The organism is Marinovum sp. (assembly GCF_034669705.1).
GTDB lineage: Bacteria > Pseudomonadota > Alphaproteobacteria > Rhodobacterales > Rhodobacteraceae > Marinovum.
Window position 1 is genome coordinate 1 of sequence record NZ_JAXMOR010000049.1, and the last position, 19,050, is coordinate 19,050.

Annotated in this window: 16 protein-coding genes and 1 tRNA gene; 4 read left to right on the top strand and 13 right to left on the bottom strand. The window is 66.0% G+C overall.

Features of this window, described 5'->3' with window-relative positions:
* Together groL and VOI27_RS21930 are read left to right on the top strand one after the other, a co-directional pair.
* Positions 1–1,219: chaperonin GroEL (gene groL / locus VOI27_RS21925; protein ID WP_323768585.1), on the top strand; the 1,219-nt coding region annotated here is incomplete at its 5' end.
* A 106-nt stretch (positions 1,220–1,325) separates the two neighbouring features.
* Positions 1,326–1,460, top strand: coding sequence for a hypothetical protein (locus tag VOI27_RS21930; RefSeq protein ID WP_323768587.1), 135 nt, complete (start codon positions 1,326–1,328; stop codon positions 1,458–1,460).
* Between the two features lie 323 nt (positions 1,461–1,783).
* On the opposite strand, the gene VOI27_RS21935 is transcribed toward VOI27_RS21930, so the two are convergent.
* Positions 1,784–2,041 carry a hypothetical protein gene (locus tag VOI27_RS21935; protein ID WP_323768589.1) on the bottom strand — a complete coding sequence of 86 codons (258 nt, stop codon included), beginning with the start codon at positions 2,039–2,041 and terminating at the stop codon, positions 1,784–1,786.
* Entirely contained in the window at positions 2,038–2,712 is a 675-nt protein-coding gene (locus tag VOI27_RS21940) for a YcbK family protein (protein ID WP_323768591.1), read from the bottom strand. The genes VOI27_RS21935 and VOI27_RS21940 overlap by 4 nt, the downstream gene beginning before the upstream one ends.
* Before the next feature lie 64 nt (positions 2,713–2,776).
* On the opposite strand from VOI27_RS21940, the gene VOI27_RS21945 reads away from it, so the two are divergent.
* Positions 2,777–2,980: a hypothetical protein gene (locus VOI27_RS21945; RefSeq protein WP_323768593.1), complete on the top strand. Its 204-nt coding sequence runs from the start codon at positions 2,777–2,779 to the stop codon at positions 2,978–2,980.
* A 140-nt stretch (positions 2,981–3,120) separates the two neighbouring features.
* Here VOI27_RS21945 and VOI27_RS21950 read toward each other — a convergent pair whose 3' ends face one another.
* The 9 genes from VOI27_RS21950 to VOI27_RS21990 all read right to left on the bottom strand — a co-directional run bounded on the left by VOI27_RS21950 (position 3,121) and on the right by VOI27_RS21990 (position 12,912).
* Positions 3,121–3,606 (bottom strand): phage terminase small subunit P27 family, encoded by a 486-nt coding sequence (locus VOI27_RS21950; protein WP_323768596.1) that lies wholly within the window; start codon positions 3,604–3,606, stop codon positions 3,121–3,123.
* A 565-nt stretch (positions 3,607–4,171) separates the two neighbouring features.
* Positions 4,172–4,261 (bottom strand) — tRNA-Ser (locus VOI27_RS21955).
* An 83-nt stretch (positions 4,262–4,344) separates the two neighbouring features.
* The gene (locus VOI27_RS21960; protein WP_323768598.1) at positions 4,345–5,064 is read right to left on the bottom strand and encodes an alanyl-tRNA editing protein; all 720 of its coding nucleotides are present in this window, start codon (positions 5,062–5,064) and stop codon (positions 4,345–4,347) included.
* Positions 5,061–7,553 (bottom strand): DUF3772 domain-containing protein, encoded by a 2,493-nt coding sequence (locus VOI27_RS21965; protein ID WP_323768600.1) that lies wholly within the window; start codon positions 7,551–7,553, stop codon positions 5,061–5,063. Before VOI27_RS21965 ends, VOI27_RS21960 begins: the two co-directional genes overlap by 4 nt.
* Positions 7,553–8,587 (bottom strand): cysteine synthase A, encoded by a 1,035-nt coding sequence (locus tag VOI27_RS21970; RefSeq protein WP_323768601.1) that lies wholly within the window; start codon positions 8,585–8,587, stop codon positions 7,553–7,555. Before VOI27_RS21970 ends, VOI27_RS21965 begins: the two co-directional genes overlap by 1 nt.
* Before the next feature lie 54 nt (positions 8,588–8,641).
* Positions 8,642–9,784 (bottom strand): gamma-glutamylcyclotransferase, encoded by a 1,143-nt coding sequence (locus VOI27_RS21975; RefSeq protein ID WP_323768603.1) that lies wholly within the window; start codon positions 9,782–9,784, stop codon positions 8,642–8,644.
* 4 nt (positions 9,785–9,788) lie between these two features.
* Positions 9,789–10,229, bottom strand: a complete 441-nt coding sequence (locus tag VOI27_RS21980; RefSeq protein ID WP_323768605.1) for a TrgA family protein — start codon at positions 10,227–10,229, stop codon at positions 9,789–9,791.
* Entirely contained in the window at positions 10,229–11,440 is a 1,212-nt protein-coding gene (locus tag VOI27_RS21985; RefSeq protein WP_323768606.1) for a cyclopropane-fatty-acyl-phospholipid synthase family protein, read from the bottom strand. Before VOI27_RS21985 ends, VOI27_RS21980 begins: the two co-directional genes overlap by 1 nt.
* 65 nt (positions 11,441–11,505) lie before the next feature.
* The gene (locus VOI27_RS21990; protein WP_323768608.1) at positions 11,506–12,912 is read right to left on the bottom strand and encodes a deoxyribodipyrimidine photo-lyase; all 1,407 of its coding nucleotides are present in this window, start codon (positions 12,910–12,912) and stop codon (positions 11,506–11,508) included.
* Positions 12,913–13,056: 144 nt separating this feature from the next.
* Here VOI27_RS21990 and VOI27_RS21995 point away from each other — a divergent pair, with 144 nt between their 5' ends.
* Positions 13,057–13,677 carry a nucleotidyltransferase family protein gene (locus VOI27_RS21995; protein ID WP_323768610.1) on the top strand — a complete coding sequence of 207 codons (621 nt, stop codon included), beginning with the start codon at positions 13,057–13,059 and terminating at the stop codon, positions 13,675–13,677.
* Here VOI27_RS21995 and VOI27_RS22000 read toward each other — a convergent pair.
* Both VOI27_RS22000 and VOI27_RS22005 read right to left on the bottom strand, forming a co-directional pair.
* Entirely contained in the window at positions 13,640–16,249 is a 2,610-nt protein-coding gene (locus VOI27_RS22000; protein WP_323768612.1) for a Hint domain-containing protein, read from the bottom strand. The two genes, VOI27_RS21995 and VOI27_RS22000, sit on opposite strands and share 38 nt — an antisense overlap.
* A gap of 489 nt (positions 16,250–16,738) precedes the next feature.
* Entirely contained in the window at positions 16,739–18,727 is a 1,989-nt protein-coding gene (locus tag VOI27_RS22005) for a Hint domain-containing protein (RefSeq protein ID WP_323768614.1), read from the bottom strand.
* Positions 18,728–19,050: the final 323 nt, after the last annotated feature.

Here is a 19,050-nt window from a genome sequence, read left to right on the forward strand (position 1 = left end):
CAGCGACGAGATCGCGAAGGTCGGCGCCATTTCGGCGAACGGAGAGGTCGCGATCGGCCGTCAGATCGCCGATGCGATGGCCAAGGTCGGCAATGAGGGCGTGATCACCGTCGAGGAAAACAAGGGGCTGGAGACCGAAACCGAAGTGGTCGAGGGCATGCAGTTCGACCGCGGCTATCTGAGCCCCTACTTCATCACGAACGCTCAGAAGATGGTCGTCGAGCTGGATGACTGCGCCATCCTGCTTCACGAGAAGAAACTGACCTCGCTGGCATCCATGGTGCCGCTGCTGGAGGCTGTGATTCAGGCCGACAAGCAGCTGTTGATCGTGGCCGAGGACATCGAGGGCGAGGCCTTGGCAACGCTGGTCGTCAACAAGCTGCGCGGCGGGCTGAAGGTCGCGGCCGTCAAGGCGCCCGGCTTCGGAGACCGTCGCAAGGCGATGATGGAAGACATTGCTGTGCTAACTGGCGGTCAGGTGATTTCCGCAGAAATGGGCACCAAGCTGGAGAATGTCACCATGGACATGCTCGGGTCCGCCAAAAAGGTCGCGATCACCAAGGATGACACGACGATCATCGACGGTGCCGGCGATAAGGACGCCATCGCGGCGCGCGTCACCCAGATCCGGGCGCAGATCGAGGAGACCACGTCGGACTACGACAAGGAAAAGCTGCAGGAACGGCTGGCCAAGCTCGCCGGCGGCATTGCCGTGATCCGGGTCGGCGGAGCAACCGAAATCGAGGTGAAGGAGCGCAAGGACCGCGTGGACGATGCGCTGAATGCTACCCGCGCTGCGGTTCAGGAAGGTGTCGTGCCCGGTGGCGGCGTGGCCCTGGTTCACGCTGGCAAGGTGCTGGCGACGCTGAAGGGTGAGAACAACGATCAGGATGCCGGCATCAAGATCGTCCGCCGCGCGATCCAGGCACCGCTGCGCCAGATCGCCGAAAATGCCGGGGTCGACGGATCGGTTGTCGTCGGAAAGGTGATCGAGAACGACAGCCCGAGCTTCGGTTTCGACGCACAGGCCGAAGAATACGGCGACATGCTGAAGGCCGGTGTCATCGATCCGACGAAAGTCGTTCGGATCGCACTCGAAAACGCCGCGTCCATTGCCGGGCTATTGATCACGACCGAAGCTATGGTCGCGCAGAGGCCCGAGAAGGCCGGTGCCGGAAGCGAATTGTCCGACATGGGTGGAATGGGCGGAATGATGTGAACGGCGGCGTCCCGCGGGCAGTTGCCCCGGTACACCAATCCACGGTGGTGATGGAAACAAATGCCGATCACTGCGTCAGAAAAACTCAGGATCAGGAGGAATCAAATTGTCCAAAGGTGACAAGCAACGCGGCAACCGTGAAGCGAAGAAGCCCAAGAAGGTGAAGGAAAAGGTCGTTGCGACAGCCGAATTCACGAAGGGCAAAGCCTTGACCAATCTTGGCGAGCACAAGAAAAAATAGGTAGCGGTCCAAGTGATTACCTATCACTGAAGACGGAGCCAGATGGCAGAGGGATACACGGCGACTTGCTTCGTCGGAAAGCCTCTGGCTCGCCAGAAACGACGATGAAGAATTTCCGGAGAGAATGCGCGACATGCGTATTTGATTGAGAAGCCGCGAGTTAGCGAATGCAACCTCGCGCCTGGTCTCGCATCACTGCATAGTCGCTCAACATCTCCGAGATCGCAGAGCCATCTGGCAGCAAAGCCAGTTCCTCGGCCGCCCGCGCCTGGAACTCCCGGCCATACTCGACCACGGGCAGGCACGTCGCGAGCCTGTCGTCCTCAGAACGAACCGTCGCGCAGCCGCTCAGCAAGCTCGTGGTGATCGCGAGGACGGCGAGCCGCCGCTTCCAGCATCCGGCGTTGGACGTCATTGGCCTTCTCCGTGGTTTCAAGGCGCTCGGCGAGGCGTCCCGCCCGCTCCCCGGAGCGCCGAAGCGAAAGCAGGAACAGGAGCACTGCCAGCGCGATGGCTCCGTAGTGCAGCGCCGACCGCATCCACGGACTGGCGGCGAACCCGCTGAGCAAGATGCCGATCACCGCCGCCCCCGGCGCCAATCATCGAGGCGGGCGTAGATCGTGACTGCGATGCCCCCGAGGGCGACGGCGATGAACACCCACCGAAGGGTGTCGAGATACGGCACGAGCGGCAGGATGGCGGTCTGGGTCTCGGCCAGGACGCTCTGCGCGACCTCCACCCCTGCCGCGCCCAACGTCGCGACACCCGCCGCCCCTCCACCCTTCATGGTGCGGCTGTCGGCCAGCACTTCGCGCGCGGGCGGCGTCTCGGCTGCGAATGCGGTCTCCCGAACCGGGAACCGCTCGCCCCACTGACGCGCGGGGCCGAGGTCGATATGGATGAACCCCGATCGCGGGTAGAACCCGAAGCCGAGGAACCCGACCGCGCGCGCCGCCGCCTCGAACGCCACCGGGTCGTGGTTTGACATGGCGATGTCGAAGGCGGCGCCGTCCATGTGCTTCGACCGGGTCGCGCCGCCCACGGCGCGGTTGTGCTCCCGGCTGCGGTAGGCCGAGCGGACGATCAGCGGCTTGCCAAGCCGGTCGCGCAGCGCCTGCAGCTTGTCGAGCGCGGGTTCGTTGACGAGCAGCTTGCCGGTGCCCCGGCAGGCGATTTCGGCCGGGCTGAAGTTCGGCCAGCGCCAGGCACCCTCCGGCGCCTTGCGCCAATGGTCGTAGAACGTCGTGCTCATGGGGATCCTCCGGAAACGAAAAAACCCGCCTCGAGGGCGGGTCAGTGCGGGCTGATGAACAGGGATGGCGAGCGGCTACGGGCTGCCGCCGAAGATCTTGAGCTTGATGGCGATGCCCGCGAGCAGCGCCGGCATGACGCTGGTGGTGATCATGCGGACGGCGGTTTGCATCCTGTTGCGGCGCACCACTCGTATGCAACCCACCACGGAGCGCGGATCGCGGGCCGCGAACGTCGGGCGCGGCTTTATCGCCAAAGAGGCCGACTAGCGCCTCGGACACGATGCGGGCCTGCAGCGACAGGCCGTGGTCGTTGCCTGCCGCCTCCTAATTCATGTTGCTAAAGATATCGCCGGTCGGCCTCGGCAACGAGTTTCGCCCTACGCGCAGATCTCATTTCGTTGCCAGGCTCAGAAGAATTCCGCCGCCGGATCGTCCGGGCCGATTTCGTGGCCCGAGGTGCGGATGCGGGAACGGGCCGAAGGCGTCATGCCGAACTCGGCCGCGTAGCGGAGCATGTCCGCCATCGCCTTGTTGGCGGTCCCGACCAGCGGGTTCTGAATAAAGTTACCCGACTTCGTCCGGATCATCAGCCCCTCCGTGGCGCTGTCACGGCCGGCCATACGCGCCAAGGCCTCTTCGGCCGTGCGCCAGCGGCCCCAAGCCTGGCAATAGGCAGCCAGCGAACCGCGGTCGAGGCGTGTCAGCAGTCCGAGTGCTGTGAGTTCCGTGACGATACGGTCCCACTCGGCTCGCGCGACATCTGTGAGATGGTCCGGTGCGTCCGGAGCCACTGGCTCAGGCCTGGGCTCGTCCGGATTGAGGCGGTGCGGGCGGACCGTGCCGGTCACGACCTTGAGGTTCGTCGGGAGTGTCTTCGGACCACGCGGTGCCATATCCTACCCTCCTATCCTCCTGTACCGCCTAGGGGCCTTCGACCCCCGGTCAGAATACTGGCTGCGTGCCTGTTTGCCTCCCCCCCGCCGGTCCCGAGCCGAAAGCGGCAGAGATAGAGCATCAGGATCGACCGGCCGAAGACGACCAGCAGCAGGATCAGCCGACGCACAGCCCCCGGTTCTTTGCTCTGCTTTCTGAGCATTATCCGAGTTGGCCAGAAGCCCGGCGGGAGCTGAACGAACTACCCGTTCCTCAGCTTACCGGGAGCTGAGGCGACGACGGTCCCCCTGGAGCTGGCACCGGTTCGATTTATGACCCTTCTCGCGAATGGTCCCAAGATCGAAGTGCCGAACTGCGGCCGTAAAGTATCCCTTTCTATCCATGCACTTACAGGCTTTGCACCGAAATTGCGCGGTCGAGAGGTCCGGAGAATAGTGGCCCTGAGAGACAGCTTCCGGGCCACTTGGCGTCGGCACCGGTGGTCAGCCCCGCCCGCATAACCCTCGAAAACAACGAAAAAATCCGGCCGCAGCCGGATCGGGAGAAGGCTTTCGCAAGGGCAAGTGGCGGACAGTGAGGGATTCGAACCCTCGAGACGGTCTCCCGCCTACACACTTTCCAGGCGTGCGCCTTCGACCACTCGGCCAACTGTCCGTGCGCGGGTGTTTAGCCCCGACCCTGACCGGGATTCAAGAGCAAATGCAGGGCCGTGGGCGGAAAACTCCAAATCCGCCAGGTCAGCTGTCGAGGATCACGTTCAGACGCCGGTTCTGCCGGCCCTTCTTCTCGATCTTGCCCAGACGGATGGCGCCGATCTCGCCGGTGCGGGCGACATGGGTGCCGCCGCAGGGCTGTAGATCGACCTGGTCGCCGCCCTGCCCGATCCGCACCAGACGCACCTGGCCCTGGCCGCGGGGCGGCTTGACCGACATGGTCTTGACCAGCTCCGGCGTCGCCTCGAGCACCGCGTCAGAGACCCAGGTCTCGGTCACCGGCAGGTCGCGTTCGATCAGGAGCTGCAGCGCCTCCTCGATGATGTCGCGGTCGGCCGGGGCCTCGGGCATGTCGAAGTCCAGCCGCCCCTTGTCAGAGCTGATCGCGCCGCCGGTCACCGGCAGCGGCACCACCACCGACAGCAGGTGCAGCGCGGTATGCACCCGCATGTGGCGATGCCGGCGCTCCCAGTCGAGATGCTGCGTCACATGCGCGCCGCGCGCCGGCAGCGGCCGTGGCTCGGCGGGCACCAGAACCACCTGTGTGCCCGCGCCCTTGACGGTGGTGGCAATCGGCATCTCGACCCCGTCCCAGACCAGCAGGCCGCTGTCGCCGGGCTGGCCGCCGCCGGTGGGATAAAACACCGTCCGGTCGAGGATGATGCCGCCCTCGGGGGTGTGGCCTGTCACCTGCGCGCGGGCTTCGCGCAGATAGGGGTCCTCGCGAAACAGCAGCCGGGTCATCGGTCGCCCTCGGGGTCGCCGGTGACGGCGGTGCTGCCGTCGCCGGGCGAGGGTTCGCGCTGGCTGCTGGCGATGGGTTCCGCGGCGGCGCTGTCGCTGGCCTCGGGGCGCGGGGCCTGCGGCTCGGGCGGGCGCAGCGCTTCGGGGTTGCGCAGCCAGACGTCGCGCTGGGCATAGGGGATCTCGATGCGCTCCTTAACAAAGAGCTCGACGATCTGATGGCGCATCTCGGTGCGCACGGCCATGCCTTCGCCGATGTCACGCAGCACGGCGCGGATCTGGAAGTCGAGCGAATCCGCCCCGAAACCGAGGAAATCCACCGCCGGCGCCGGGTTCATCAGCACCTGGTCGTGCAGGCGCGCGATCTTGAGAAGCATGTCCTGCACCTTGCGGGTGTCGGAGCCATAGGCCACCCCCACCGGCACGACGATCCGGCCGATGGAATTGCCGCGGGTGTAGTTCGCCACCCGGCCAGAGACGAAATCGGCGTTCGGGATGATCACGTCGAACCGGTCGAAAGTCTCGAGCTTGGTCGAGCGCACCGAGATCCGCTTGACGGTACCGTGGATGCCGCCGACCTCGATCCAGTCGCCCTCGGCAATCGGCCGTTCGATCAGCAGGATGATGCCCGAGACGAAGTTCGACACGATGTTCTGAAGGCCGAAGCCGATGCCGACAGACAGCGCACCGGCGACAATGGCCAGCGACGAGAGATCCAGCCCCGCCGAGGTGATCGCCACCAGCGCGGCGATGAAGATCCCGACGTAGCCGATGCCAGAGACGATGGCGTTCTGTCCGCCGGTGTCGATCTTGGTCTTCGGCAGGATCGAGTTCCTCAGAGCGCCCTGCAGCAGCCGCGTCGCCATGTAGCCGGCGACAAAGACCAGCAGCAGCACGAGGAAATCCATCGGCGAGATCCGGCTCTCGCCAATCGCGAACCCCTCGCCCACCCGGGTCCAGAGCTCGGTCAGATCGGCCGTCCGCGCGCCCCAGAGCAACGCCAGAAACGGCAGCGCCGCCAGCGCCAGCAGAAAGCCGATCAGCACGGTGATCAGGCTGTCGGCCTCATCCTCGGACTGGCGCATCACGTAGCGGTAAAGGTCGTTGGTAAAGCGCTGCAGCACGACGATCAGGCCAAGCAGCCCCAGCGTCGCGATGGTCGGAAAGATCAGCCGCGCGGCGGCGGTGCCATAGCCGGCGGCCGCCAGCACCGGGCCGACGATCGACACCAGAATGACAATGCGGCCGAGAAAGCTCACCACCCGGGCCCGGACCAGCCGTTCGGTGTTGGAACTGTCGAACCGGATGTGGGTGATCATTAGCTGGCCAAGGCGGAACAGGATCAGCGCTGTCAGCACCAGCAGCGGAAATTCGAGCACCGAGAGCGTGGCCTCTGAGAAGCTCTCGATCTGGCCGAATTCATGAAGCGTGTCGCGCAGCACCAGCAGGATCGCCAGGGTGCCGGCATAGGCCTTGGCCTCGCGGCGCTGAGAGCGCTCCATCGGCAGCATGCGGTCGCCGTCGTGCTGCGAGAACAGCCGGTCGACCAGCCAGCGCAGCCCGAGGATCACCAGCCCCCAAGCCGGCAGGTTCTCGAGCAGCAGGGTCACCCGCGTGCCCGTTGTGCCGGTGGCCGAGACCGCTTCGGTCAGCGCGTAAAGGCCGATCAGCGGCAGGGCGATCTGGCCCACCGAGACCAGAAAGCTGAACACCGCGCCGCCGCGCAGCGAATTGTTGCGCAGCCAGTTGCCTCCGGTGCGCGCCCAGGCGCGGCCGCGCAGCACCAGAACCGTGCCCACCACCAGAAGCAGCAGCGCCATCGGCAGGTTGCTGCGCAGCTGCGCCTGATTGATGTCGGAGTTCCACGACCGCAGGATTTCGCTGCTGGTGGCACGCCAGGCCTCGACCAGTTCTTCGACGGCCGTCGCCCAGTTTTCCGGCAGAAGCGGGATCGGCCCGAGCGCGAACAGCGCGTCGGTCTGGCGGGCACGGATCAGCGTGTCGATCTCGCCGATGATCCCGTCGGCGCGGTTATAGGCCTCTTCCGCCGCCCGGATCGGCGCGCGCAGTTCGGCCAGCTGGTCGGTCAGCTCCTGACGGCGGCCGGCGACCTCTTCGGACTCGGTCTCGCCCTCCGGCGGCGCCTCGCCGAGCGCGTCGAGCTGCGACTGGATGGTACGGATGCGCGACTGGTTGGTGTCCTGCGCTGCAAGGAACCGGGCGCGCCAGCCCGCCAGTTCGCGCCGCAGCGTCTCGAAGGCGCTGTCGGAGGCGCGGCCGTTGGCCAGCGCCGCCTCGGCGCGTTCGGCCAGACCGGTCCAGGCCTCGTAGTCGACCGGTGTGTCGCTCGCGGCAAGCGACAGTCCGACCTGCAGATCGGGCTCGACGGTGCCGACCGAGATGTCCTGTGCCCGCAGGTCGCCGCCCGGCGCGGCAAAGACCGCGAAGAGCGCCAGCAGCAGGGCCGGCAACAGAGCTGTAAGACGCATCAATTGTCCTCGAAGACACCTGGGATCGAGGCCGGCGCGCGGCTCAGCCAGTCGGGCGTGGGCAGGCCCTTGTCGCGCAGGAACTCGGGGTTGAAGAGCTTGGACTGGTAGCGGGTGCCATAGTCGCAGAGCACGGTGACGATGGTGTGTCCCGGCCCCATCTCCCTGGCCAGCCGGATCGCGCCGGCGACGTTGATGCCGGACGAGCCGCCAAGGCAGAGCCCCTCGTACTTGAGCAGGTCAAAGACGATCGGCAGCGCTTCCGCATCCGGAATGTTGTAGCTGAAATCCGGGGTGAAGCCTTCGAGGTTGGCGGTGATCCGTCCCTGACCGATGCCCTCGGTGATCGAGCCGCCCTCGGCCTTGTGTTCGCCGTGGTTGTAGAAGTTGTGCAGCGTCGCGCCGTCGGGATCGGCGAGGCCGATCTTGACCCCTTTGGGCTGCAGCGCCTCGGCGACGCCGGCGATCGTGCCGCCCGAGCCCACCGCACAGACGAAGCCGTCGACCTTGCCGCCGGTCTGCTCCCAGATCTCCGGACCGGTGGTCTCGACATGCGCCTGACGGTTGGCGACATTGTCGAACTGGTTGGCCCAGATCACCCCCTTGTCGGAGCTCTCGTTCATCTTTTCCGCCAGCCGGCCCGAGTAGCGCACGTAGTTGTTGGGGTTGCGATAGGGTGCGGCGGGCACCTGCACCAGCTCGGCACCGGCCAACCGGATCATGTCCTTCTTTTCCTGGGACTGGGTCTCGGGAATGACGATCACCGTCTTGAACCCCATCGAGGCGCCGACCAGCGCCAGGCCGATGCCGGTGTTGCCTGCGGTGCCTTCGACGATGGTGCCACCAGGCTTCAAAAGGCCCTTCTCGACCGCGTCGCGGATGATGTAGAGCGCGGCGCGGTCCTTGACCGACTGGCCGGGGTTCATGAACTCTGCCTTGCCGAGGATGGTGCAGCCGGTTTCCTCGCTGGCTTTCCGCAGCTTGATCAGGGGGGTTTTGCCAACGGCGTCGGCCAGATCGGATGCAATGCGCATGATGTCCGCTCTCCTTCAGGATTTCTGGTTGTGTATGCCCGGCGCGGCGTGAACTCAAGGGCGCGCTGGCAGAGCGGCGCGGCGCAGTTCCTCACGATGGCGTGCGAGCCAGAGCAGCATCATCGCCAGCGGCCCGGCATTGGCCTCGCCGCTGTCGACCAACGCCATCGCCCGCTCGAAAGAGATCACATGGCTGCGGATGTCCTCGTTCTCATGCGCCAGCCCGGCCAGCCGGCCCCGCGTCTCGGACAGATCGCAGAGCCCGAGGTAACAATGAAAGAACTCGCTGGAATAGCCCGGCGAGGCATAGACCCGGGTCATCAGTCGCAGGTCGCCCAGTTCGAGCCCCGCCTCCTCGACCGCCTCGCGCCGGGCGCAGTCGGCCGGGCGTTCGCCGGCATCGACCAGCCCGGCAATCGGCTCGAGCATCCAAGCCACCGGATCGCGTCGCCAGACCGGGCCAAAGCGGAACTGCTCGACCAGCATCAGCTGGTCGGAAACCGGGTCGTAGGGCAGCACCAGCGCCGCGTCATAGGCCTGAAACGCCTCTCGGCCCAGGGTCGCGCTGCGGCTGCCGTCGAACCGGCGGTGCGAGATGTCGAAGGCGCGCAGGCGAAAAAAACCCTCGTGCCCCGGCCGCATCGCCTCGATCCGGTAGTCGTCGGGCTCCGGCGCGCAGCGCAGGGTGGTCGGCGCCGCCTCCTGTGCCAGGCACTGCGCCCAGCCGCGCGCCCGGATCCAGGGAAACAGCGCCGCGATCTCCTGCGGCGCGGTGAGGCCGAAGCGCTCCATCACTTCATCCGCCGCCGCCAGGGTCAACGGCCCGTAGCGCGCCACCCAGTCGCCGAGATGCCAAGGCGCGCCAGGTGGCCAACGGTCACCCTCTGGCAGATAGACCAGCGCCTCGGCCGCGCCGTCGGCTGTCTCCACCGCCAGCGGCTGCAACGCATAGCCGAACCCGCCCTCGTAATGATCGAGCCGCGCCATGTCCGCCTCGCCCAGGTCGCGCAGGATCAGCCCCTTAGCGCGGCCCCCGGCCTCGGCCCGGATGGTGGGAAAGCTCTCTCCCTGCGCCCAGTAAACCGCCCATCCCGGCAGGTCTGCCGCGCGCCGCGCGATCTTTACGGCCGGACGGCCCAGCACCCGCTCCAACAGCGGCAGGTGACACAGGGTGCCATAGACGAACAGATCGGCCACCGGCTCAGCTCCAGCGCAGCGAGGCGAGATAGGCAAACAGCCCGGCCAGGAAACCGCCCACCGAGAGCGTGAACAGCACCTCGAGGCTCAGCGCCTGCTGGCCGTAGTCGACGCCGATGTCGAAGATCGAGACCAGCGCATCGACCGGGCCACCGTAACGGTGCCGCATCGCCAGCCGCGTCATCTCGTTGGCCGATTGCGCAAACAGCGCGACGAAGGTCATGATCGCCGCGCCGGTGAAGCCGAAGCTCAGCGCATCCGCCAGCTTGTGGGTGGCCAGCGGCCCGGTGTAGAACCAGCCGGTGAAAAAGCCGATCGCCATGTTGAGCGGCAGGAAAATCCCGAAATCCGTCGCTTCGGGCATCAGGTCCATGACCATCTTCGAGACGACAAAGGCCAGAACCGAGAGCGTGATCGCGGCGACGAGCTTGGGGATGGTGGGCATCAGGCGGCGGGCCTCCGAACGGTAATCTGCGTTACGTCGCAGTTACCGCTGTGAAAGGTCGCGGCGCAAGAGGTGAGATAAAAGTTCCACATCCGACGGAAGCGGTCGTCAAAGCCCAGCGCCGCCACCTCGTCCCAGCGCGCATTGAACACGTCGTGCCAGCGCCGCAGGGTCTGGCTGTAGCTCTCGCCGAACTCGACCGAGCGCAAGACCCCGAGACCGGCCTGCTCGATCTCGGCCAGGAGCGCCTTGCGCGAGGGCAGCATGCCGCCGGGAAAGATGTACTTCTGGATGAAGTCGACGCCCCGGCGATAAACCTCCCAGCGCTTGTCCTGCACGGTGATGATCTGCAGCGTCGCGTTGCGCCCCGGCCGCAGCCGCTCGCGGACCGTGTCGAAATAGACCGGCCAGTATTTCTCGCCCACCGCCTCGAACATCTCGATGCTGGCGATGCCGTCGTAAAGCCCGCGCTCGTCACGGTAGTCCTGCAGCTTGAACTCCACCCGGTCGCCCAGACCGGCGCGCGCGATCCGCGCCTGCGCATAATCGTACTGCGCGCGGCTGATGGTCAGCCCGGTCACCTTCAGCCCCCGCTCGCGGGCGGCATATTCCGCAAACCCGCCCCAGCCGCAGCCGATCTCGAGCACATGGTCGCCCGGTGCCACCCCCATCTGATCGACCATCGAAGCATACTTCGCGATCTGCGCCTTCTCGAGGCTCTCCTGCCCGGTGTCGAACAGCGCCGAGGAATAGGTCATCGTGTCATCAAGCCAGAGACCGTAGAAGTCATTCCCCAGATCGTAGTGATACGAGATATTCCTGCGCGCCTGCCGCCGCGAATTGCTGTTGAGCCAGAACCGCAGCCGCTCGTAGGCGCGCACCAGCGACATGCCGGGAAAGCCGTCATAAAGGTCGTCATTGTCGGCATGCACCAGGTCGAGAAAGGCCATCAGGTCGGGGCTGTCCCACCACTGATCGAGATAGGCGTCGCAGAACCCCAGATCGCCCTCGCGGATCAGCCTGGCAAAGATGTCGGTGTTGTGGATGACCAGTTCGGCCACCGGGCCGGGCGCCCGGCCCTCGGCGCGAAACCGGCGACCATCCGGCAGAACGAAATCGAGCCGGCCGTGCTGCATGTCGCAGGCGGCGGCAAAGACCTGGCTGAAATACCGCGGCAGATCGCTCTGCCCCCGTGTCGAGGTGAGATGCATGACGCATGACTTCCCTGTTATATGAAGAGATTAGGCGCGGAATTGACCATCTGGCAAGCCGCGGTTCAGAAGCTCCGGTTGCTATAGGCGTCAAGCGCCCGCTGCCGGCCTTCGTCGAGCGCCACCACAGGCTCGGGATACGGATCGTCCGGCGACATGTTCCAGCGCTTGGGGATCGCCTCGAAATAGGCCAGCGCGGTGTCTGGCGGGTCGGATTGCCCCTCGGCGATCCAGCGGTTGACGTAGGCGCCGTCGGGGTCGAACTTCTCGCGCTGGGTTTCGGGGTTGAAGACGCGGAAATAGGGCGAGGCATCGGGGCCGGAGCCTGCAACCCATTGCCAGCCCATGGCGTTCGACGCCGGGTCCCAGTCGGTGAGGCAGTCCTCGAACCAGCGCAGCCCCACCTTCCAGTCGGTCAGCAAGTGCTTGGTGAGATAGGAGGCGGTGATCATCCGCACCCGATTGTGCATCCGCCCGGTGACATACATCTCGCGCATCCCGGCATCGACCAGCGGGATGCCGGTGCGGCCCTGTTTCCAGGCCTTGATCTCGGCGGCGCGCTCGTCGTCCTTCCAGGGAAACCCGTCCCATTTCTCGCGCCAGTTGCCGGTCAGCAGCCGCGGCATGTGCACCATCAGGTGATAGGCGAACTCGCGCCAGCCCAGCTCGCGCAGGAAATCCTCGGCCCCGCGCTTGCCCTCTTCACGCGCCCGCAGCCCGGCGTGCCAGCACTGCCGTGGGCTGATCTCGCCGTATGTCAGGTATTCCGACATCCCCGAGGTGCCATCGACCGCCGGCAGATCGCGGCGCTTGTGATAGTCGGCCACGGCGTCGTCGATGAACGCCGCCAGCCGGTCCTGCGCCGCTGTCTCGCCGGGGCTTGTGTGGCCAAGCACAACCTCCGCGCCGCGCTGCATCCCCCGGCCGAGCGCCCAGTCGTCAAGGTTTTCCGTGTCTGGCCAATCCGCTGGCGTGGGTATCTCAGACGGCACCTTAAGCGGTGCAGCTATATCGCGGCTTTTGACCGATTTCCAGTAGGGAGAGAACACCTTGTACGGCCCGCCGGACTTGGTTTCGACGGAGTCTGGCTCAAAAAGAACTCGGCCATCAAATGTTTCAAAAACAATATCTTGCGCGGTGAAACTTTCGCAAAGCTCGAAGTCAAGTGAGGGCTCCTCCGGGTGGTAGGCCCGCACGCAATGGATGCGCGTGGCCCCGGTCTCGCGCGCAAGCGCCGACAGGACCTCGGCCGGAGCGCCGGAGCGCAGGATCAGCCGGCTGCCGGCCGCGTCGAGCGTCTCGGCCAGCGCCGCGACGGAGAGGCCCAGCCGCCACTTCGGCGCAGTGCCGAGCGCATCCAGCCCTGCGTCGCGGATGAAGACCGGCACCACCGGACCGTGTTTGCAGGCCGCGGTCAGGGCCGAATGATCGCTGAGCCGCAAGTCGCGGCGAAACCAGAGAAGTGTTGTCACGTGAGCCCCCTTTACGAGTTGATACGCGGCCCGGCCCGCCCCGGATCACCCGCAAGGCCCGGACCTTGGTCGAAAACGCGGCAAAGCGCTTGGACGCCCCCTCGCGCCCCCCTAGTCTGGCGGAAATCCTGCGAAAGGTCACCGATGCGTCCTGTCCTGATCCTGCCAGCCGCCGGCCGCTCCAGCCGGATGCGCGGCGCCGACAAGTTGCTCGAAGAGGTCGACGGCCAGCCCTGCCTGCGCACCATGGCGCTGCGCGGGCTGGCGGCCGGGCTGTCGGTGCTGGTCACCCTGCCCGGCCCCGATCACCCGCGCGCGCTGGCCTTGGCTGAAACGCCGGTGCAGCGGGTGGTGGTGCCCGGGGCCGCCGAGGGCATGGCCGCCTCGCTGCGCGCCGCCGTCGCCTCTCTGCCAGAGGGCACCGAGGCGGCGCTGATCCTGCCGCCCGACATGCCCGACATCCGCAGCGCCGATCTGCTGAGCCTGATCGCCGCCGGGGACGCCCGGCCAGAGGCGCTGATCGTGCAGGCCACGACCGAGGATGGCACGCCGGGCCACCCGATCCTGTTCCGCCGCGCGCTGTTCGAGGCGTTCCGCCATCTGAGTGGTGACACCGGCGCACGCGCCATCCTGCAGGCGCATCGGGACCGCCTGCGGCTGGTGGCGCTGCCCGGCACGCGGGCGCGGCTCGATCTGGATACGCCAGAGGCCTGGGCCGCCTGGCGCGCTAGCCGCGAAACAGAACCCGGGCCTGGTGCGCCTTGAGCGTCGCGCGGGCGGCGGGATAGAGCTGATGCAAGTCTGACCGCCCCGAAAGCTCTGGAAACAGGGCGAGCAACTCGTCACGCTGCGCCCGGTCAAGCGCCGCCAGGGTCAGGTCGCCGGGCTGGAAGCTTTCGCTCCAGAGCCCGTCGCTCAGAATCACCTCATGCTGGTCGAACAGGATGTGGATATAGGTCACCGGCGTCTCTGGCCCCGCCACTTCGACCCCGTCGAGACAGGTCAGATGGGTCGCCGCCACCAGCACCTCATCCTCGCCGAACCAGACTTGCGTCGCAGTGCTGCCAATCAGCACCCGGTGCTGCGGAGAGACCTGCATGTCGCGTTCCGGGCACTCGGCACCCAGCGCGCCGGCCGCGATGCGGATCGGACGCAGCGCCGGCGTGAGGGCCAGACGCTCCGGCGCCACCTGGCGCACGCCGACCCAGCGGATCACCTGGTGGCCATTGTCGCGGGTCAGCACACGGTCGCCGACACACAGCGTTTCGACCGGCACCTCCCCACTTGATGTCATGATCAAGCTTCCCGGCGTAAAGCATGGAATATACTCGATATTCTCTACTTCCCGAAACTGCATCGTTGAGCCATCGTCGAGCCAGGTGACGGTGCCGCTCTCGGGGTCGTCCGCCTCATAGGAGATCACCGCCGGGCCGGTGATCACCAGCGTGTCGTTGTCGGTGCCGCCCGATCCGCCATCGATCCGGTCGCCGCGGTCGCCATGGATCGTGTCGGCGCCGTCGCCACCGCGGATCACATCCGCGCCGGCGCCGCCGTCGATCAGGTCGTCATCGGCGCCGCCGTCAATCCTGTCATTGCCCGCGCCGCCGCTGATCGTGTCATTGCCGGCATGGCCGAGGATGGTGTCCTCCGGCCCGTCGCTGCCGTCGATCCGGTCGCCCTCGGCGTCCGCGAAGGTGGTGTCCATCATCTCGCCCGCGGCGGTGCCGTCGACCACAAGGTTCGAGGGGATGCCGATCGCCACCAGAAACGCCGGGTCCTCGGCCGTGGCGGGCGCGATCCCCACAAGCGTCAGGCTCTCGCCGCCGGGAAAGGTGAGCACCGCGTTGCCGGCCCCGTCGTCGCTTACCACCACATCGCCGGTGGTGATCGGCGTGGTGCCGCCGTCAGAGGTGAGCCCGCGCACGTCGAGCTGGTCATTGCCGATGAGCGTGCCGTCCTCCGCGACAGTGGGCCCGGCAAAGCCCTGAACGATATTCGCGCCGCCAAGGTCGGCCAGGGTCAGCGTGTCATTGCCACTGCCCAAGAGGATGTTCTCGATATCGATGAAACTGGCGGTCGAGGTACCGTCAGAGAAGCTGCCGTTCTCGGGGTTGGCATCGGTCAGGTCAAGGGTCAGCCCGGTAGTGACGGCGGTCAGGTCAAGCGTGTCACCAAGGGTCTCGTCGATGGCATCGCCGTCGATGGTGTCGTTGCCGAAATTGTCCTCGATGACGATGGTGTCGTCGTTGTAGCCGCTCCAGAGATAGTCGTCGCCGGTGCCGCCGTGCAGCTCGTCCTCGCCAAAGGAGCCGCGCAGATAGTCGTCGCCGGCGCCGCCGTGCAGGCTGTCATTGCCGGTGTTGCCATAGAGCGAGTCATCCTCTGTCCCGCCGGTCATCAGATCGTCGCCATCGCCGCCGTCGAGCGAGTCCTCTCCGGCCTCGCCGTGCAGCGTGTCATTCTGGTCGCCGCCATGCAGCGAGTCACTGCCGATGCCGCCGTGCAGGCTGTCGCGTTCGGTGCCGCCATAAAGCGTGTCGTCACCCGCGCCGCCGTGGAGCGTGTCCTGCCCCTGCCCGCCGCGGATCAGGTCACTGCCGTCATCGCCAGAAAGCTGGTCATTGCCGCTGCCGCCCCAGATCGTGTCATCGCCCGCACCGGAGGCGACGGTGTCATCGCCGGCGCCGGCCTCGACATAATCGGCGTCGCTGCCATCGGAGTGGTCGTTGCCGTCGATGCGGTCGTTTTGCGGATCGCCAGGATAGTGCGCGTCGATGCTGTCATTGCCGACGGTGCCCTCGACGATGTAATCGGGCGCCACATCAAGCGTCAGGTTGTCGAGCGCGATGCCGGTCATGCTCTGCGCACCGGGATCGCTGTCGGTGGCGATAGTGAATTCCGAGGTCATCTCGGTGGCGGTGAAGGTAAAGGTGAGCTCTTGCCAATAGGGCAAGGTGGCACCCGTGCTGTCGATCGGGATGGTGATCTTCTGAGCGCCGATGCTCACGATCAGGTTGGTCGCGCCCGGCTGGTTGGTGGTCCCGTCCGAGTCGTTGACGTAGTAGTCGAAGGTAAAGCTGTAGGTCTCGCCGGCCTGCAACGGCACGCCGAGCGTGGTGGTCATCCCCTCGTTATAGGCCTCCGTGGTGAACAGCGTGGCATAGCCGCTGCCCTCGGCCGCATCGAGATCGTCGGGCATCCAGCTGCCGGACCATTCATAGCCGCCATCGGTCTGCTGGTCGGGCGTGCCCTCGGTCTTGGTCCAGCCGGAAGGCGTCTGATCGGGTGCGTCGACGCTGTCACTCTCGAACGTGCCGTTAAAAATGAGATTAGCCATGTCGCATCTCCCCGACCGGAGTGGCGCCGTTCATCCGCGGGCGCCTGTCTGCGCTGCGGTGCGTGTCATGCCTCATTCCCTGTTCCCCCCGGCTCACCAGATATCCGCCCTGTCAGACCGGGGCTCGGGCCCATATCTGGCGAAACAATGGGTCAGCCATGTGGTCTCTTGCGGGTAAGACCATGGAACCGGAGCGGTAGGGAGACCGGATGCAAAGCGGATGGCATGCCGCTCGGAGAGCCGAGACCAGCAGGGCCCTAGCCAGAACAAGTCTTTCATATATTTAGATAAATTCTAGCAGCCAGATGGCCGGTGCAGCTGCGACTTGCCGGCCGTCGGCGGGCGGTGCTTTCTGCGCTGCGGCAAAGATGGCGGATCTGTGGCCGACCGGGCGCCCAGCGGCAGCGGCCAGAGGCGGTCCGACCGCCTCTGGCCATGATAGACAGGCGCCCCTGAGACAGGGGCGCCCGTTCGCTGCATATTCGTGTTTTAGCGGACCAGTAGCTTGGCTTCGTGCTTCTTTAGCGAGCGCCGGGCCGAGGTGTAGTCCTGCAGGCCTTCGGCGGTCTGCAGCTCGGGGAAGAGTTCGAAGATCTCCGCCTTGGGCTTGGCACCCATGCTGCCCATGGTCTGATCGCCGGGCTGGAAGCTTTCTGTCCAGGCCCCGTTCGACAGGACCACCTCGTGCTGGTCGAACATGAAGTGGATGTAGGTGACACCCAGGGTGCCCACTTCGTCGACGCCGTCGAGATCGGTCAGGTGCTTGGCCGCGGCCAGGACCTCGCGCTCCTCGAAGAACAGCTGCGCCTTGTCACCGGTCATCAGGATGCGGTGCTGCGGGCTGACCAGGATGTCCTGCTCGGGCAGGTTGGGGCCGAGGCTGCCGGCCTGGATCAGGATCGGGCGCAGATGCGGCGCACGCGCCAGCTTGTGCCCGGTCAGCTCGGTGGTGCCGATCCAACGGATTTCCTGCAGGCCGTTGTCGCGGGTGATGACCCGGTCGCCCTCGCGCAGATCCTCGATCAGACGCTCGCCGGTGGGTGTGGCGATGGTCGTGCCGGGGGTAAAGCAGGGGATCACGTTCTCGATATCCTCGAAGGTCGAGGTGCCGAGCAGCGCGCCGGTGTCGTCGAAATACTCGACAAACCCGTCCTCGCGGTCGTCCGAGGTATAGGTGACGCTGAGCGTGCCACCCGCCGGGGCCGAGCCGGTCAGATCGAGCGTGTCATAGTCGTTGGGCAGACCGTCATCACGATCGCCGGCCGGACCGGAGCCGCCGTCGACGCTGTCACCGACGTTGGAGCCGATGATGGTGTCGCGACCGTCACCGCCGAGCACGGTATCGACACCCTCGCCGCCTTCGAGCAGGTCATCGTCGATGCCGCCGTCGAGCGAGTCGTCGCCTTCGCCGCCGACCAGAGTGTCGTCGTCGTCGCCGCCGAAGATGGTGTCGTTGCCCGCTTCGCCGTCGACAAAGTCGCGGTCGTTGTCGGGCACCGGATCGGTGGCGTCGGGCTCGTTGGAGTAGAGCATGCCGCTGGTCTGCGAACTGGCGTCGATGCTGTCGTCGCCGTCATAGCCGAGGATGAAATCCGAGCCATGACCGCCGATGATGCTGTCGTCGCCTTCCCAGCCGTCGATCGAGTCGTCGTCGATGCCGCCGTCGATGGTGTCGTTGCCGGTGCCGCCAAAGATGGTGTCGGAGTCGTCGCCGGTGGCGATGGAATCGTGGCCTTCGCCGCCGTCTACGGAATCGCGGCCGTCATCGGTGTTGGGGTCCGACAGGATGTCGCCGATTGGCAGGTTCGGGTCGTCACCGACATAGTCCGAGAAGGTGTCGATCCCGGCGATGATGGTGTCATTGCCGGCGCCACCGTCGATGGTGTCGGCGCCCTGAGCGTCGGTGATGGAATCGTCGCCGTCGCCGCCTTCGACATAATCGTTGTCGATGCCGCCTTCGATCCGGTCGTTGCCCTCGCCACCGAAGATGGTGTCGCGGTCGTCGCCGGTGGTGATGGTGTCGTCACCTGCGCCGCCGATCGCCATGTCGCGGTCGTTCTCGGGGTCGGCATCCACCGGCACGCCGGGGAAGGTCGGCACGTCGATCGCCGCGTCGAAGCCGCCCATGTCGAGCTCGTCGTCGCCTTCGCCGCCGTCGATGGTGTCATTGCCGTCGCCGCTGCGCAGGGTGTCGCCACCGGCGCCGCCGTCGACCTGATCGTCACCGTCGCCGGCCAGGACGGAATCGTCGCCCTCATAGGCTTCGATGATGTCGTCCTCGGAATCCGCCGGATCGTCAGAGAAGATATTGTCGCTGAAATCGACACGATCGCCCTCAGGGTCGCCGGTGTAGCTGGCATCGATGGTATCGTCGCCAGAGGTGCCTTCGACGATTCCGTCGAGACCGTCGGTGGGACCACCGTCATCGCCGCTGAGCTGAGTGGTGGGCGGGGTGTTGTTGTTCTCTTGTACGGGCACGTTAGGAACGCCTCCCTTTGTCAATGCTGTTACAATATGTTTCGATCTGCATCATCGCTTCGCGGATGCCGAAGATGGTCCGCCAAGACGGCGGGTGGGTGTCACCACTTGTCTGTCTGGTCTCAGGCATCGCGCCCCCTTTACCTTTAAACGCTCGGTTCACCGTGCAGACTGAAACGCCCGGATCACGCCGCTGTTGAAATTGCCAGACGCTCCGCAGGACAGACGGGACCCTTGCTCCGGCAGTAACCTGCCGGGCGCCTTCGGCCGAACGGCTGACACAGCGGTTCGACTGACCTCGTCCGTCATTCAGACGTCTGACT